This window comes from Leisingera sp. F5 (assembly GCF_001593695.1).
Genome location: NZ_LUKH01000033.1, coordinates 33,106 through 49,870 on the forward strand (window position 1 = coordinate 33,106; position 16,765 = coordinate 49,870).

Annotated in this window: 12 protein-coding genes; 5 read left to right on the plus strand and 7 right to left on the minus strand. The window is 61.3% G+C overall.

What is annotated here, in order from left to right; translation table 11 throughout:
* The first annotated feature begins 135 nt into the window (after positions 1-135).
* From A2I95_RS19235 to A2I95_RS19250, 4 genes are all read left to right on the plus strand, one after another.
* On the plus strand, positions 136-2,361 hold the full coding sequence (locus A2I95_RS19235) for a TRAP transporter permease (RefSeq protein ID WP_291732237.1): 2,226 nt from the start codon (positions 136-138) through the stop codon (positions 2,359-2,361).
* A complete protein-coding gene (locus A2I95_RS19240) occupies positions 2,358-3,623 on the plus strand; it encodes an FAD-binding oxidoreductase (RefSeq protein ID WP_291732239.1) in 1,266 nt (421 codons plus the stop codon). Before A2I95_RS19235 ends, A2I95_RS19240 begins: the two co-directional genes overlap by 4 nt.
* Complete coding sequence (locus tag A2I95_RS19245) at positions 3,620-4,348, plus strand: aspartate/glutamate racemase family protein (protein ID WP_291732241.1); 729 nt, start codon at positions 3,620-3,622, stop codon at positions 4,346-4,348. The genes A2I95_RS19240 and A2I95_RS19245 overlap by 4 nt, the downstream gene beginning before the upstream one ends.
* A 255-nt stretch (positions 4,349-4,603) precedes the next feature.
* A complete protein-coding gene (locus A2I95_RS19250) occupies positions 4,604-5,857 on the plus strand; it encodes an aminotransferase class V-fold PLP-dependent enzyme (protein ID WP_291732243.1) in 1,254 nt (417 codons plus the stop codon).
* Positions 5,858-6,413: 556 nt separating this feature from the next.
* On the opposite strand, the gene A2I95_RS19255 is transcribed toward A2I95_RS19250, so the two are convergent.
* The 7 genes from A2I95_RS19255 to A2I95_RS19285 all read right to left on the minus strand — a co-directional run bounded on the left by A2I95_RS19255 (position 6,414) and on the right by A2I95_RS19285 (position 16,314).
* Positions 6,414-7,742 (minus strand): hypothetical protein, encoded by a 1,329-nt coding sequence (locus A2I95_RS19255; RefSeq protein ID WP_291732245.1) that lies wholly within the window; start codon positions 7,740-7,742, stop codon positions 6,414-6,416.
* Between the two features lie 276 nt (positions 7,743-8,018).
* Positions 8,019-9,809, minus strand: a complete 1,791-nt coding sequence (gene ade / locus A2I95_RS19260; protein WP_291732247.1) for an adenine deaminase — start codon at positions 9,807-9,809, stop codon at positions 8,019-8,021.
* A 14-nt stretch (positions 9,810-9,823) separates the two neighbouring features.
* A complete protein-coding gene (locus tag A2I95_RS19265; protein ID WP_291732250.1) occupies positions 9,824-10,756 on the minus strand; it encodes an ABC transporter permease in 933 nt (310 codons plus the stop codon).
* Entirely contained in the window at positions 10,749-11,819 is a 1,071-nt protein-coding gene (locus A2I95_RS19270; protein ID WP_291732251.1) for an ABC transporter permease, read from the minus strand. Before A2I95_RS19270 ends, A2I95_RS19265 begins: the two co-directional genes overlap by 8 nt.
* Positions 11,816-13,324: an ABC transporter ATP-binding protein gene (locus tag A2I95_RS19275; RefSeq protein WP_291732253.1), complete on the minus strand. Its 1,509-nt coding sequence runs from the start codon at positions 13,322-13,324 to the stop codon at positions 11,816-11,818. Before A2I95_RS19275 ends, A2I95_RS19270 begins: the two co-directional genes overlap by 4 nt.
* 55 nt (positions 13,325-13,379) lie before the next feature.
* Complete coding sequence (locus A2I95_RS19280; RefSeq protein WP_291732255.1) at positions 13,380-14,393, minus strand: BMP family protein; 1,014 nt, start codon at positions 14,391-14,393, stop codon at positions 13,380-13,382.
* Positions 14,394-14,553: 160 nt separating this feature from the next.
* A complete protein-coding gene (locus A2I95_RS19285; protein ID WP_291732257.1) occupies positions 14,554-16,314 on the minus strand; it encodes an adenine deaminase C-terminal domain-containing protein in 1,761 nt (586 codons plus the stop codon).
* A 195-nt stretch (positions 16,315-16,509) separates the two neighbouring features.
* Here A2I95_RS19285 and A2I95_RS19290 point away from each other — a divergent pair.
* Positions 16,510-16,765, plus strand: a 256-nt coding sequence (locus tag A2I95_RS19290) for a hypothetical protein (RefSeq protein ID WP_291732259.1), incomplete at its 3' end; no start/stop codon positions are given.

A 16,765-nucleotide genomic window follows, 5' to 3' on the forward strand; every position in this document is an offset into this window, starting at 1 on the left:
CTCCTCCCCCTGAACTGCGGCAGCAGGGTCCGCCTTGCTGCCGCCTTTTGTTTCCCGGTGCCCCTGCCCGCCTGCAGCCTGCATAGGCGCGGATGCACAGGCGTGCCCGTTGACCCTTCTAGACTGGAAACCCCGATGTCCCTGGACACTCATCTTGACAACAAAGCGCTGGAGGAGCTGGAGAAGCAGTATGATTCCGCTCTGAACACGCGCGACAACGGACCCAGGCTGAAGGGGTTCATCTATTGGGCCAGCATTGCCTTTGCCCTGTATCATCTGTGGACGGCCGGGTTCGGCACGCCGGTGGATCATGTCCATATGGGCATTCACCTGGCGGGGCTGTTCCTGTTCATCTTTGTGGGCTTCCCGCTGATCAAATCCGCCCGCAATCTGGAATGGCGCGGTGCCAGCGCGCTGCGCCCCGGCAATGTGCCGCTGTATGACTGGGCGCTGACCGGCCTCAGCATGGCGGCGGCGCTGTTCCTGTGGGTCAGCTGGCGCGGCTTTGACATGTTCGGTTTTGACATTGCCGAACAGGCGCTGCGGCAGGGCAACCCGTCCAGCCTGGATGTGTTCTTTGGCTCGGTGCTGATCCTGACGGTGCTGGAGATCGCGCGGCGCACCATCGGCTTTGTGCTGCCGCTGATCATCCTGGTGTTCATGGTCTATGCGCTGTTCGGCCCCTATATGCCCGCGCAGATCCTCAAGCATCCGGGCGTCAACTGGCAGCAGTTCGTCAACAACATGTACTTCCCCTCCGAAGGCATTTTCGGCGTCACCCTCTGGGTGGTCTCCACCGTGGTGTTCCACTTTGTGCTGTTCGGCGTGGTGGCGCAGCGGATGGGGCTTGGGCAGTTCTTTGTCGACAACGCCATGATCATGGCTGGCCGCTACACTGGTGGCCCGGCCAAAGTGTCGGTTGTTTCCTCTGCCTTCTTCGGCACGATCTCCGGCTCTTCCATCGCCAACACGGTCTCCACCGGCTCGCTCACCATCCCGAACATGAAGAAGATGGGCTATCCGGGCCACTTCGCAGGCGGGGTTGAGGCCGCAGCCTCGGCTGGCGGCCAGATCACGCCGCCGATCATGGGGGCGGCGTCCTTCCTGATGGCCGAGTATCTGGAGGTGCCTTACACCACCATCGTGATTGCGGCGATTGTGCCGGCGATGATGCATTACATCGGGGTGATCTCGATCGTGCATTTCACCGCCAAGAAACTGGGCCTCACCGCCTATCCCAAGGATCAGCTGCCGAAATTCCTGCAGGTCTGGAAGGACGGCTGGTACACCATCATTCCGCTGATCGCGCTGCTCTTGGTGCTGTTCTCGGGCTATTCGCCGAATATGGCGGCCTTTATCGGCCTTAGCCTGTGTGTGGTGGTCGGTTTTTGCGCCTTTGACAAACCCGCAACCCTGCTGGTGCCGCTGGCTTTGTTCGGGTTCATATTCTGGAAGGCCTCGCCCTATTCCGGCGAGGGGTATACGCCGGTGATGGCGGGCATGCTGGCGGCGCTGACGATCATCGGCTGCCTGCACCGCAACGAACGGCAAAGCTTCCGCGACTTGTTCGACAGCTTCCATGTCGGCGTGCAGTATGCGCTGGCGGTGGGTGCGGCCTCGGCTGCGGTGGGGATTGTGGTGGGTGTGATCAACACCACCGGCGTTGGCTTCCGCCTTGGCTTCATGGTCACCGGCGGTGCGGCGGATATGGCAACGGCCATTGCGCCGCTGCTGGACTGGACCACGATTGAAGCCTTCAGCCAGCCGTCGATCCAGCAGTTCCTGTCGCTGGTGCTGATCGCCATGGCCTGCATCCTGATGGGGGCCGGCCTGCCGACCACCGCGCTTTATATCATGCTGGTGGCGGTTGCGACGCCGGCCCTCAGCCAGCTGGGTGTGCCGCCGCTCGCCACCCATATGTTCGTGCTCTACTACGGCGTGATTTCCGAGATCACCCCGCCGGTCTGTGCCTCGGCCTATGCGGCGGCGGGGATTGCGGGATCGAACCCGTTCCGCACCGGGCTGAACGCCTTTACCCTGGGACTGGGCAAGCTGATGGTGCCGATGGTGTTTGTCTACGCGCCCACCATGCTGATCGTGCTGCCGGAGCATTTCACGCTGCTGAGCTTCACTCAGGTCACGGTCACCTGTGCGGCAGGTGTCTTTGCCATCGCCACGGCTGTCTCGGCCTATTTCCTGGCGCCGCTCAACGGCATCTGGCGGCTGCTGATGGCCATCGGCGGCCTGCTGCTGGTGGCGCCCTCGGGCGGTTCGGACATTGCAGCACTTGTAGTGATGGCCCCGGTGCTGCTGCAGCAGCTGGGCCGGCAGCGCAAACTTCAGGCCGAGGCCGCGCAATGAGCGGCCTCGCCACCCCCGATGTGACGGTCCTGGGCGCCGGGATCGTCGGCATCTGCTCGGCCCTGTCTTTGGCCGAGCGGGGCCTGCGGGTCCGGCTGATTGACCGGGACGCGCCGGGTCAGGCGACGTCCTATGGCAATGCCGGCATCATCTCCCCTTGGTCAGTGGTGCCGCAATCCATGCCGGGGCTGTGGAAAAAGGTGCCCGGCTGGCTGCTGGACCCGCTGGGGCCGGTGACGGTTAAGCCGGGCTATCTGCCGAAGGTCGCGCCTTGGGGGTTGCGGTTCTTGTCGGCAGGGCGCGACGGGCGGATCCAGCAGATCTCTGACGCAATGGACACGCTGAACCGCAATTGCGTGGAGATGTACCGGCTGCATCTGGCAGGCACCGGGCACGAGGATCTGGTGCAGGACAGCTATTACGTCCATGCCTTCCGCAATGCGGAGGCCGCCAATCTGGAGTCGGTCGACTACCAAATGCGCCGCGCGCGCGGCGCCGAAATGGAACGCATCGGCGCCGCGGATCTGCGCGAGCTGGAACCGGCGCTGACGCCCGAGTTTCAGGCCGCGATCCTGATCAAAGGCCAGGCGCGGGCAACCTCTCCGGGCCGGATCGGCACTGTGCTGGCAGAGAAGTTCCAGTCCATGGGCGGTGAAATCCTGACCCAGACCGTGCGGGGCATCCTGCCTGCCGAGCGCGGCGGCTGGACCTATACCACCGATGCGGGTCAGGAATGGACACCCAAGCTGGTGCTGGCGATGGGCGTCTGGTCCGGTGAGCTGCTGAAACCGCTGGGCATCAGGATCCCCATGGAATCCGAGCGCGGCTATCACGTGTCGTTCCGCAATCCGGGCGTCGCGCTGAACAACTCGATCATGGATATGGACATGAAATTCGTGGCCTCCTCGATGGAGGAAGGGCTGCGGGTGGCGGGCACCGCTGAATTCGCGGGCCTTGATCAGCCGCTCAATCAGAAACGGCTCGACGGGCTGGTGGAGCTGGCCAAGGCACTTCTGCCCGATCTGAACGCCGCCGACATGGCGACCTGGTCCGGCCAGCGCCCCAGCCTGCCCGACAGCCTGCCCTGCATTGGCGAGGTCGAAGGCTTCCCCGATCTGATCGCCGCCTTCGGCCACAGCCACTATGGCCTGATGATGGCCCCGAAAACCGGGCGGCTGGTGGCGGATATCGTCAGCGAAACCCCAGTGAACGAAGACCTCGCGCCGTTTCGCGCACGGCGGTACGAAAGGATCACGACATGACCATCCACCCCGGCGGGCAGAATATCTGCGGCGTCTCTATTGGCGTGCTGGCGCTGGAAAGCTATTTTCCCAAACCGCCCGGCCATATCAAGAACCCCTCCAGCCTGGCCTTCACCACGCTTTATGAAATGCTGGACGGGATCACCGTGCCGAAACTGCTGGCCAACCCCACCGGCGAAATGAAAGACCGGCTGATCGAGGCGGCCAAACGGCTGGAGGCCAAGGGCGTGCGCGCCATCACCGGCTCCTGCGGGTTCCTGGCGATTTTCCAGCGCGAGATTGCCGCGGCAGTGAATGTGCCCGTGTTTGTCTCCTCGCTGATCCAGGTGCCGCTGGCGCATCAGATGACCGGCCGGACGGTGGGGGTGATCACCGCGTCCTCCGGCAGCCTGACCGAAGCGCATCTGCAGGGCGTCGGTGCTGAGAACACGCCGATCGTGGTGCAGGGGCTGGACGATGCCGAGGAGTTCTCGACCGTGATCCTGCGCAACGAGCGCACGGCCATGGATCTGGCCAAGGTCGAGGCGGAACTGCTGGCAGCCGCCAAAGGCATGATTGCCCGCAATCCGGAAATCGGCCCGATCGTGCTGGAATGCACTGATCTGCCGCCCTATGCCCATGCCCTTCAGGCAGAGTTGAACCGGCCGGTGTTTGACATCATCACCCTGTCGGAAATGGTGCATAGGGCCGCTTTGCGCGCGCCGTTTTCCGGCTTCATTACCTGACCTCGAATTGGTCACCAGCCCGTCACGCAAGTGGCGGGCACGCGTCCGCCCGCCCCACGGCGGGCGCGTTCCGCTCCCGCCCGGGCGAACGCTCACCGCGAAAAACCACCGTTTCTCTCAACAGAAATCGGCTCTGACCGGCCGTTCTTTCACAGAGATTTCCGGCTCTGAGCCCCCAAATCTTTTGCATGTGGTTCGAATGCCTGGCCCTTAATCTGGCGCGGAAACGCTAATTCCGCCTGATAGGACCATCACATGAGCCAGATCACCGATACCCTGCTAGAACAAATCCGGGACCGTTTTGCCCAGGTCGACACTTGCCCGCGGCAGGGGAGCCGGATCTTCTTTGAAAACGCCGGCGGCGCGCTGACGCTGAAATCGGTGGTGGACACCTCGGCCCAATACGCCGCCATCCCCGATAACCAGGGCCGCGACAACCCCGGCAGCCATGAACTGGTACGGGTGATCGCCAAGGCCAAGGACGACATGCGCGTCTTTATGAACGCACCCGGCGGCCAGTTCTTTGCCGGCGAAAGCGGTACCGAGCTGTTGTTCCGCCTGATCATGAACGCCTGCCTAGGGTCAGCTGAGGGCGGCACCGTGCTGGGCTCAACGCTGGAACACCCGGCCACCCGCTCTGCCTGCACCCGCTGGGCCGGGGTGACGCGGCAAACCCATGTGCTGATCCCCCATGACGACGCAACCGGCACCCTCACCGCGGAGGCCTATGCCAAGGCGGTCACTCCGGACACCGTGGTGGCCACCATCGTCCATACTTCGCCGGTCACCGGCATGGGTGTGGATCTGGCCGCCTGCGCCGCAGCCATCCGCGAAGTGGCGCCGGACTGCCTGATTATCGTCGACGGCATCCAGCACGCCGCCCACGGGCGCATCGACCTCACGGCCTATGGCGTCGATGGCTATGTGATCTCGCCCTACAAAATGTTCTCGCGCCACGGCTATGGCCTCGCGTGGATCTCGGACCGGCTGACCCAAGTGCCGCATAACGCGCTGATCGATGGGCCGGAAGACAACTGGGAAATGGGTACCCGCGACACCGGCAGCTATGCCACCCTGTCCGACGTTGCCGATTACCTGGAGTGGCTTGGCGGCGAGGTGAGCGATGCCACCGACCGGCGCGAAAAATTCGTGGCGGCAGGCGAGGCAATCCATGCTCATGAAAAGGCCCTGACCGATGCGATGATCCACGGCTCCGGCAACCTGCCCGGCCTCGCGGAGATGGAAGGCGTCACTATCCTGGGCGGTGCAGACAACCCCGCGCGCGAGGGGCTGGTGTCGCTGACCGTCGAAGGCGTGCCATCGGCAGATGTGGTAAAACGGCTGAACGAACAGGGCATCCGCACTCACCTGCGCAAAGCGGACCACTACTCCGGCAATATCCTGACGCCCTTGGGCATGGACAGCTGCGTACGCGTCTCCATGTGCCACTACAACAGCGTCGGCGAAGTGGCGACGTTCCTGGGCGTGATGAAAGAGATCACCGGGTAACTATTCGTTCTCCGCACTGCACCACTCGGGCCTAAGCCGGTGTCAGAACGAGAGAGACTTACTGTTTGAGTTCGCAGTGGCGCTCACAGATAGTACTGTGGGCGCTGCATACTTTACTTGTTCTGCGCACCGTGACTAACGTCCTGCATGAAGCAAAAAAACATTCTTCGAGCGCTGCTGTTCATTGGAAGCCTTGGGGCTTTGCCAGCTTCACAACGATGATCACAGTGACTTTGTTCGATGACTGCCTGGCACAGAAGAAAAGTACCGCTATCCGAATTGGCACCCTTTGCGATGGATGGCGATGCAGGCCGGATTGTTGGTCAGCTCCGCGATCGCTGTCAGCAGCTTTGTTTTTCTTCTCAAATGTCGGGACCACTGAAAAACTGCCATTGATGCCGGCACTGCCCTCGTAAGCTATTGTTTTTAAACACTCCATTTCCACACAAAACCAGCCGGGGCGGTTTTTCTGCCATTTCCACAGTATTATCTGCCATCGAAAGTTTCAAAAATTGCCGCCCGAAGGCGGCAATTTGGATCTCAAAAGACGTGGAGGTTAGGTGTCCAGAAAGTCTGGCAAGTCAGCCCTTCGGTAAAGAATCGCACCCAGGGTCTTCGGGTCGAATGCCGGTTTCACCTCGTGATCAGCCAGCATCCGTTTTAATTGAGGCTGCTTGCAGTTCGCCTCGATCATAAGGCTTTTGAAGGTCACATACTTGGCGCGAAAGCTGGCCATGGCGTCCGGGGTAATCCACGGCTCGGTTTCACCCGGTACGGAAACCGTTTCAAAAACAGCTTCGCCGGTCTTTTCCGCAATCAACCGCTTACCCGCGGCCTCACCGATACCCAGCATCATGAAGGCACAGCTGGCACTCATACCGGGCCTGCCACGCGATGTTAGCGCTTTGATCTCCTTCGGGTCGACCAGAAGACCACCAAGGCCAGGCGTTGCTTCCAGCCGCATGACACGCCGAAACTGGCCGCCAAACAAAGCAGCCAATACCGAGGGCATATTCTTCTGGGTGATTGCAGCACTCCTCGTCAAGCGAACCATGGTACCGGGCACCTTGGAAACAGGCATAGCGATGCGCTCAAGGCGCGTGAGAAGCGCGGAAACCTGCTCGCGATCAACCGCCCGTCTGATATTGACCTTCGACAACCCGCCGTCATGCAACAGGGTCAAGATCCCCACGTCCAACAGCGCTGCAACCAAGTTCCTGGATGCATTGAGCATTTGCGGCAGCAGGGTGATCGCAACCGCCCGTTTTACTTCCTCTGAGACGACTTTACCGATCTCATAATCCACCAAGACATGGGATCCAGGCAGCTCCGCATCGGCCTCTGAGATCATTCCCTTGGCCAGCAGAGCATTTTCCAACGTAGCACTATGCACACCCTCGGAAGCTGCCAAGGAGGCAATGCTGCTCCGGCGTGGGGTCATCACGGCTTTTCCAAGCAGCAGCTGGCCCGCCTGTACGTCCAGGTTATCCAGAATGTGTTCGCGCAGGATGCCCCTAATCGGCCCTGGATCTTTGGACAGTGCCGCGGACCCGAGCCAAGAGTAGAGCAATCCATATGTCGGCACACGCCGCAGAGGGCCATCCGATGTCATCCGGGCATTTTCCAGAAACTGATCCAGAGCGGTTCTGACCCCGCTCTCCCCGCCGGAGGTAAATTTCCAGCCGGCCTGCCCTGCAGCGTCCCAGTCCATCTGATCCAGATCCGCCGCTTTTGTACGGGCACCAAACCTCAAAACCGCCCCCAGCATCTCGGTTGCGCGGAACGCCTGTTCAATCCCCTGAGCGTCAAGCCATTCCGGCCCCTTGGCGCCCTCCAAGCGCCCGAGCACATAGTCCTGAAGCGGCGACGGCGTGCGTTTCGGCAACAACTCAGTTAGCGCCCGCAGTGCGGCACCGGTTTCACTGCATGTCGTCCGAACCGGAACCCCGCTAAGCTAGGAAGGAAGACGCAATGGTTGCTTTCGTTCACTTTTGAGGCTTTCAGCTAAGAAAAGCCCCGCTTTCGCGGGGCCAGTTGGGGAAGCTGAAACAACCGTTAACCAACACAACGGCACATTCGATAAGCGGAGGGAGTTCGGCGTAAGCCTCACCTACCGAAAGCTGTTTCATCCTCAGGTGAAGAAATCTGCGTGTTTGCCTCTTCAGACAAGCAGATCAACCTTTTCGAATTTGGTGACATCAATAATTCCCAAATCGGAAATCCGGATTTCAGGGATCACCACCAAAGCCAGCAGTGAGTGCTGCATATAGGCGTTGTTCAGCCTGCAACCGCATTCTGCCATTGCTGAAACCATCTTCGCTGCCTTCCTTGCGACGACCTCTGCGCGTTCCTCCGACATCAGGCCGGCAATCGCCAACTCAACCGTTGCGAGTTCCTTGCCGCCGGAAAACACGGTAATGCCGCCGCCCACCTTGCCCAGGTGATTAGCTGCAGCGGCCATGTCTTCTTTTGAAGTGCCAACGACAATCATATGATGGCTGTCATGCGCAACCGTGGAGGCCACCGCGCAGGGCGTGTCGTAGCCGAAGCCGGACACAAAGCCGTTTACAACGCCGCCGGTTCCGCGGTGGCGTTCGACCAGTGCGATCTGGCAGATGTCCTGGGCTCCGTCCATTTGCACCAGCCCGTTTTCGACTGCGAGGGTCGCCTCCAGCGCCCGGGTCGGGGCCTGGTTCTCGATGACGCCAATGACCCTTGCCCGGACTTCGGCGGCGCCTGCCGGGGCGTGGATATCAAAGTCACTCGCGGCCAGACGCTTGCCCAGGTTGACGGTGTTCTTGGCGAATTCCGGATAGTCAGCGGCGGGGATATCGGCGGTGAGCCTGCCGTTTTCCGCCAGCACCTCGCCAGCGGCCATCACTAGTTCCACCGGCAGGGTGGGCAGATCGGAGGTCAGGATGATATCGGCCCGCCGCCCCGGGGCGATGGAGCCGGTGTCACGCTCCATCCCGAAATGCTGGGCGGTGTTGAGGGTGGCCATCTGGATGGCGGTGATCGGCTTTACCCCTTGTTCAATCGCGTGCCGGACTACCCGGTTCATATGGCCGTCGTTCACCAGCGTGCCAGAGTGGCTGTCATCCGTGCAGAGCAGGAAATTCCGCGGATCCATGCCGTCCTCGGTGACCGCCTTGATCTGTTCGGCAACATCGTACCAGGCCGACCCCAGCCGCAGCATGGCGCGCATGCCCTGGCGGATGCGGGCGACCGGATCTTCTTTGCGAGTGCCCTCGTGATCATCAGCTGGACCGCCCGCGACGTAGCCATGGAACATCAGCCCAAGTTCGGGCGAAGCATAGTGCCCGCCAACGGTTTTGTTCGCCCGTTGTGTCGCTCCGATTTCGCCAATCATCTTGGGATCATTCATGGCGACGCCAGGGAAGTTCATCATCTCCCCCAAGCCGCAGGTCTGCGGCCAGCCGAGCGCCTCACTCACATCATCAACGCTGAAATCGGCGCCGGCGTTCTCCAAACCTGGAGCCGAGGGTACGCAGGACGGGACCTGCACCTGCACGTTGATAGGCAGGCCCGCCGCCTCGTCATGCATCAGGCGGACGCCGGGCAGACCGAGCACATTGGCGATCTCGTGGGGGTCGATAAACATCGAGGTGGTGCCATGCGGGATCACCGCGCGGGCAAACTCGGTGACCGTGACCATGCCGCTTTCGACATGCATATGCGCATCACACAGCCCCGGCACCATATAGCGGCCGTTTGCTTCGATCACTTTGGTGTCCGGACCGATGGCATGGCTTGCATCCGGCCCGACATAGGCGATCCGCCCGGCGGCAACGGCGATATCGGTATCCGGGATGATCTCGCCCGAGTACACATTCACCCATTTGCCGCCAAGGATGACGCTGTCTGCGGGGGTGCGCCCCATGGCGGTGTCGATCAGGCGCGGTGCGGATTCTGTCCAGGTGGGAATTGGCATGGGGGCTCCGATTGTTAGTGTCTGAGATAGGGAACGCCAAGCTTGGCGGGCTGGCCCGAGCGGCTGCGGATCATCACCAGCAGCAAGATCGAGGCCACGTAAGGCAGCATCAGGAAGAACTGATAGGGGATGTCGACCCCGACGCCCTGCGCATGCACCGCCACACTGTCCAGGATGGCAAAGACCAGCACGGCGATCATGGTACGGACCGGGCGCCAATTGCCGGCAATCACCGCGACAATCGCCAGCCAGCCGCGGCCGCCGGAGATGTCTGGGCGGAACTGGTCGGCAAAAGCCAGCATCAGGAAGGCGCCGCCAAGCGCCGTCAGCGCCGAGCCGAACAGCAGTGCGCTGTACTGGCGGGTGGCGACCGACAGGCCCTTGGCTTCCAGGAACTGCGGGTTTTCGCCCGCGGCGCGGGTCTCCAGCCCGTAAGTGGTGCGCCGCAGGAAGAAGGCGATGAAAGGCACGCTCAGGAAGGCCGCATAGGTCAGCAGGTGCTGGTCGAACAGAATCGGGCCGAGCACCGGAATGTCTGAGAGCAGCGGGATTGGGGATTCATTGATGGTCGAATAGCTGGGCGGCTTGCCGCCGCCGACATAGCTACGGAACCAGAACAGGGTCAGGCCGCTGGCCAGCAGGTTAAAGCCCAAGCCGGTGACAAAGTGATCCACCCGCAGGGTCACGGTCATGAAGCCGATCAATGCCCCCGCCGCCAGCCCGGCACACATCGCCACCAGGGCTGCCAGGATGGGTGAGCCGGTCTCCGCCATCACCAGATAGGCGATCAGGCAGCCGAACAGCATGGTGCCTTCGACGCCCATGTTCCAGATGCCCGAACGTTCGGTCACCAGTTCACCGAGGGCGGCCAGCAGGATCACGGTGGCCACGCCCATGGCGGCAATCATGATCGACATGAGGATTTCAGGGGTCAGCAACTCAGACATGAACGGGCCTCCCGATGCTGATGGAAAAGCGGACCAGAACCGATGCGCTCAGGAAGAAAAGCAGCAGAATGCCCTGCATGGCAGGCACCAGCGACGGCGGGATGTCGGACAGCACACTCATGTAAAGCGAACCATTGGCCAAGGCGCCGAACAGCAGCGCCGCAATCACCGCACCGATGGGGTTCAGCCCGCCGATCATGCCGACGATGATGCCGGTAAAGCCGAGGCCCGCCATCACATCGCCGCGCAGGCGGTAATTGACGCCAAAGATCTCCGAGACCCCGGCCAGGGCGGACAAGGCGCCGCTCAGGCACATGACAATCAGCACTGTGCGGGTGACATTCACCCCCTTGAACCGCAGCGCGGTCGGGTTGAAGCCCAGGGCGCGGATCTCAAAGCCCAGCGGCGTTTTCTTGAGGACCACCCAGCAGGCGGCAGCCGCGGCCAGGGCGAGGAGGAAACCAATGTGCAGCTTTACCCCCTCCGCCAGCCGCGGCAGGTGGAAGTTTTCCGCAAAGACCGGCGTCTGGTGATAGGAGGTCGAGCCCTCAGCGGTCCACGGGCCGCCCGCCAGCAGGTAAGAAAGCAGATAGACCACGACATAGTTCAGCATCACGGTCGAGATAATCTCATTGACCTGGAACCGAGTCTTCAGCCAACCGCAGAGCCCGCCGAGGGCGCCGCCACCGGCCATGGCGGCCAGGATAACGATCGGGATAGCAACCAGCCACGGGGTGCCGCCCAGATACAGGCTGGCCCAATAGCCGCACATGGCGCCGGCAAACATCTGTCCTTCCTGGCCGATGCTCCAGATTTCAGCGCGGAAGGCGATGACGGTGGCAAGGCCGGTAAAGATCAGCGGGGTGGCCGCAACCAGGCTCTGCAGCACTGCCTCCCAGCTGCCAAAGGCGCCTTCGTAAAGCGCGCCGAACCCTTCGGAGACACTGGCGCCACTTGCGGTGATCAGCAGGGCCGAGGCGCCAAAGCCCAGGACCAGTGCCAGAACATAGGCGGTAAGCTGGGCTTGCCAGCCGGCGGATGCGCGGGGCGTGATGGTGATCATGCGGCCTCCTCCATCGCTTGGCCTGCCATCAGCAGGCCGATTTCTTCGAGATTGGTTGTGCCGGCATCAACGATCCCCATCAGGCGGCCCTGAAACAGCACGCCGATCCGGTCGCAAAGGTTCATCAGGTCTTCCAGCTCGGAGGAGGCGATCAGCACCGCGACGCCTTCGGCGCGCTTCTCCAAGAGCTTGGTGTGGATGTATTCGATCACCCCGACGTCCAGCCCGCGGGTCGGCTGGTTGGCCAGCAGGACCCGCGTTGCCAGCCGCTTTTCCCGGGCCAGGATCACCCGTTGGGCATTGCCGCCCGACAGGTTGCCCGTAGGGGTCTCTGCAGAGGGCGCCGAAATCTGAAATTCTGCGATCATCTGCTCGGCGCTCAGGCGCATCTTGGGAAAATCGAGCAGCCCGCCGCGGGCGAAATAACCGCGGTGGTCGCCGAGGATCAGGTTCTCCTCAATCGACAGCTCCGGCACCAGCCCCTCGACAAAGCGGTCATCGGGGATGTGCCCCAGACCCATGTCCTTGATGGTGCGGGCGCTGAGGCCGTTGATCTCGGCCCCGTCCAGGGTGATCCGGCCTGAGGCAGGCGCCCGCACACCGGCGATCACCTCCATCAGCGGATTCTGCCCATTGCCGGCCACCCCGGCGATCCCAAAGATCTCGCCCTGATGGATCGTCAGCGAGATACTGCTCAGCTCCGGCTTCTGCCCCCTTTGGCCAACGGTGACATTCTCCAGCAGCAGCCGCGGAGGGCCGACAGGAGAGGCCTGCCGGATCTTCGGCTCCAGATCGCGGCCCACCATCATGCGGGTCAGCTCTTCGGGGGAGGTCTCGGACGTGGAGCGGATGCCCGCCACCTCCCCCTGGCGCAGCACTGCTACCCGGTCGGCCTGCATTACCTCGTCCAGGAAATGCGAGATCAGGATCAGCGCCACGCCGTCCGCCTTGAGCTTATCGATGATGCGGAACAGTTTCTTGGAGTTCTCGATGTCCAGCGTGGCAGTGGGTTCGTCCAGGATCAGAAGATCGGCATCAAAATAGAGCGCTTTCAGCAGTTCAGCCCACTGCTGCTCACCCACCGACAGGTCCCGCACCAGCGCATTGGGGTCGATATCGATGCCGTAGGTCTCGCAGATCCGCCGCAACTTGGCTTCGGCCTCGCCGTAATGAACCACCAGCCGCTTTTCCGAGCCGATGACAATGTTTTCCAGCACGGTGAAATCCGGCACCAGGACAAAATGCTGATGCACCAGCCCGATGCCGGCTCGGATGGCATCGGCGGCAGAACTCATCTTGAGCGGCGCGCCCTTGTACAGGATCTCGCCCTTGTCCGGAGGGAACAGGCCGGTGAGGCAGGCCGAAAGCGTTGATTTGCCTGCGCCGTTTTCGCCGAATAAACACAGCAGTTCTCCGGTATGAACCGAAAAACTGATGTCGTGATTGGCGCGGACCGGGCCAAAGCTTTTGCAAAGCCCGCGGGCTTCAATGGTCGGGTTGGGCATCGTCAATTTCCTGGATGTGCCGGCCGCCCGCCAGAGCGGGAAGCCGGGGTATCGGTCAGTCGGAAGCGGGCAGTGACAGGTCGACCGGGATCGCCAGCTCTCCGGACGCGATTTGCGCGGACAATGCGGAAATCTCGTCTTTCAGCCCGGCGGGCAGCTTGTCCTCATAGGCGTGGAAGCCGGACAGGGCGCTGCCGCCTTCGGCCATCGGCACCCATTTCTCGGAGGTGTTGCCATCGTAGGGCGTGCCGTTGGCGGCATAGTCGTACCATTCGCCGATCACCCAGTTGATGTCCTCGGTCCAGGAGATCAGCGCGCTGGCCACCACCGAGTCCGGCGAGACCTCACCGTGATCGACATAGTTGCCAAAACACATGATACCGGCCTTTTCACAGGTCTCGAAGCTTTCGACCAACTGGAACGTCAGATCGGCACCGGCGGCGATCTGCGCGTTGGTGAACTGCTCGGCCTTGGCCGGATCATACCAGCTTTCGATGAAGGCCACCTTGCGCTGCACGTCGGGGTTCACTGCGCGCGCGCCGGCAAAGAAGCTGTTGATCTGGTCGTTCACGTCTTCAGAAGGGAACTGGCCGACCACACCGACCACATCGTTCTCGGTCAGCCGGCCAGCCAGCACGCCAAGCAAGTAGGAGGGTTCATGCGCGCGCTTGTAGACCCAATAGGCGTTGCCACCCAAACCTTCGTTGCCGGAGCCGACCAGGACAAACAAAATATCCGGATACTTCTCCTGCAGCGCCTTGACTTGGTCGGAATAGCTGCTGTGCGCCCAGATGATCTGGTATCGGCCAGTCTTGACGAGAAGTTCCATCGCATCGCCCGCGTCCTCGCCCCATTTGCCGTTGATGTTCTTGTAGAAGATATCAAGGCCATGCGGCGCGGCTTCCACCACGCCTTCCAGGTCGCGGAGCAAAGTGGCGTCCCAGGCTGCTTCCGGCCCGGTGGCGAGGATCAGGCCGATGCCCAATTCGGTTGGCGCCTCGGCTGCGGCGATCCCGGCCGCCGCGGCAAATGGCAATGCTGCAAGTGCTGCGTGTTTAAGAATGTTCATGGGTTCTTCCTCCCGTTGTTGTTTTCCTGGGGGTCTTTGCGGCCCGGAGCCCTTTGCCAATGGCTAGTGCCCCGGCCCCCTATGCCTGCGCCGCTTGGCGCTGCGGGCAGCTGTCCGTCCCTGTCTTTTGATTTCCGCAGGGTAAGGACCGCCGCTGATGTCAGGCCGGTTCCAGCACCGGATCGAAGGTCTTGAGCGCCACGCAGTCGACGGCACCAAGATCGGTGATCGCAAATTCTGGAATGGCGGTGATGGACAGCACAAACATGTTCATGAAAGGCCATTCCAGCTGGCAGCCGGCTTCACGCGCTGCCGCGTCCAGTGCCTCTTCTTTTGCGGCCATTTCGACAGGGTCAATATCCGAGACGATCCCGCCGATCGGCAGTTCCAGACCGACGGTCACTTCGCCGTCTTTGACGAAGGCCTGGCCGCCGCCGTTGACGATCACCCAGTTAATCGCCGCCGCCATGTCCTCCGGATTGGTGCCGATGCAGACAATGTTGTTGTCGTCCGGAGCGGTGGAAGTGGCCATGGCGCCGTATTTCAGGCCAAAACCCGAGACAAAGGCGACCGGTTTGTTGGTGGTTTTGCCGTAGCGCTCGATCACGCTGACATAGAGCACATCCTGCCCGGTATCCGGCAGCACCACTCCGTCACTGGCTTGCAGCACCGCCTCGCGGCGGTTGCGGACAAAGGGCACTTCGGTCGACATATTCATCGACAGCACCTTGACCGCTTGTTCCTCCGTGCGGACCTGAAGGTCGGCAGGGGTGACGGGGGCGACCTTCATGGTTTCGGTCAGGAACTTCGGACGCTCAGGGCGGGTTACCGGGGCCAGCATCTTGCGGTCCTGCGCCACAAATTTGCCCTTGGCGATGACTTGCTGAACGTTGAAGCTTTCCGGGCTGTCCACCAGCACGATGTCGGCCTGGCGGCCCGGCGCGATCAGGCCCACCTTATGGTCGATCTGGCAGGCGACGGCGCTGTTGATTGTGGCCATCTGAATGGCTTCCATCGGCGCTACGCCCGCGCGGATCGCCATGCGGACCATATTGTCCAGATGCCCCCGCTTGAGGATATCTGTCGCCACCACATCGTCAGTGCAGAAGCTGACCCGGTGCGCGGCTTCTGGCGCGTGTTTGGTGGCCAGCTGGATATTCTCTTCCAGGAAATGGCTGATTGAGCTTTCACGGATCAGTATGAACATGCCGTTGCGCAGCTTCTCCAGCGCCTCGGTCACCTCATAGCTTTCGTGGTCAAGCCGGATCCCGGCGCTGGCATAGCCGGCCAGCTTGGAACCCTTGCACATCGGTGAGCAGCCGAACACCGGCAGCTTATTCTTGCGCGCAATCTCCAGCGCTTCGATCACATGATCGTCTTCTTCCTGGATGAACTCGCGCACGGTTTCCCAGATGCCGATGCATTCCGGCCAGTCATGGGTGGCGCGGTGATCGTCGGGGCTGAAGTAATGGTTCACCGTCGAGCGCGGCATTGTGTAGGGCGTCTTGCACGGCGCCCCCCAGTGGATGGTCATTGGGCCAGCATTGGCTTCATCCAAGAAGTGGCGCACGCCCTCGAGGCCGGAAACCACCAGAATCTGGTCCAGTCCGGATACAATTGAGGTTGTGCCATAGGGAACTACCAGCTCGGCAAAGCTGGAGACCGACAGTTTCGAGCATTCCACATGCAGGTGTCCGTCGATCATGCCAGGCGCCAGATAGCGGCCTTCGGCGTCATGATACTGTGTCTCCGGTCCCTTGCAGTGATCGACATCGCCAATTGCTACGATGTAGCCGCTCTTGATCGCGACTTCCGCCGGGTAGACCTCGGCGGACGCAACATTGATCAGCTGGCCATTGGCAATCACAAGGTCGGCTTTGATGTCGCCATGACCGGCACGGATCAGTTCTCTAATTTCCACGATACTTTTCTCCCGTTTTGGAAATTGTTGACGGGAGGCTCGATTCACTCAATCGGATTCACGTATCTCTTGTGGTTAATAGTTGTCCATAGTGAACATATTGGGTGCGCAAGGCACTCTGATGTGCCATTCATTTTGCCAGTTAGAGAAAATAAAAAGACAATATTCCTTGTTTAACTAGCGAAGAGCTACAAGATGAGCACATGCCGAAGCGACCTATCCGTTGCGAACATTGTTGGATCAGATGCAACCTTTGCCTTCGGCGAGAGTACATACCGGGAAGGCGAAATATTCGGACCGATGTCAGGCTTTCAGTTGGAAGCAGTGTATCTTCGAACTGGACAAGTAGAGATCCAGAGCGATGAAAGATCCTTCAAGCTGTCCTCGCCAGGCATAGCGCTCGTCGCCTCTCAAAGCATTCTTGAGTACCGCTATGGACCCGCGAGCATGT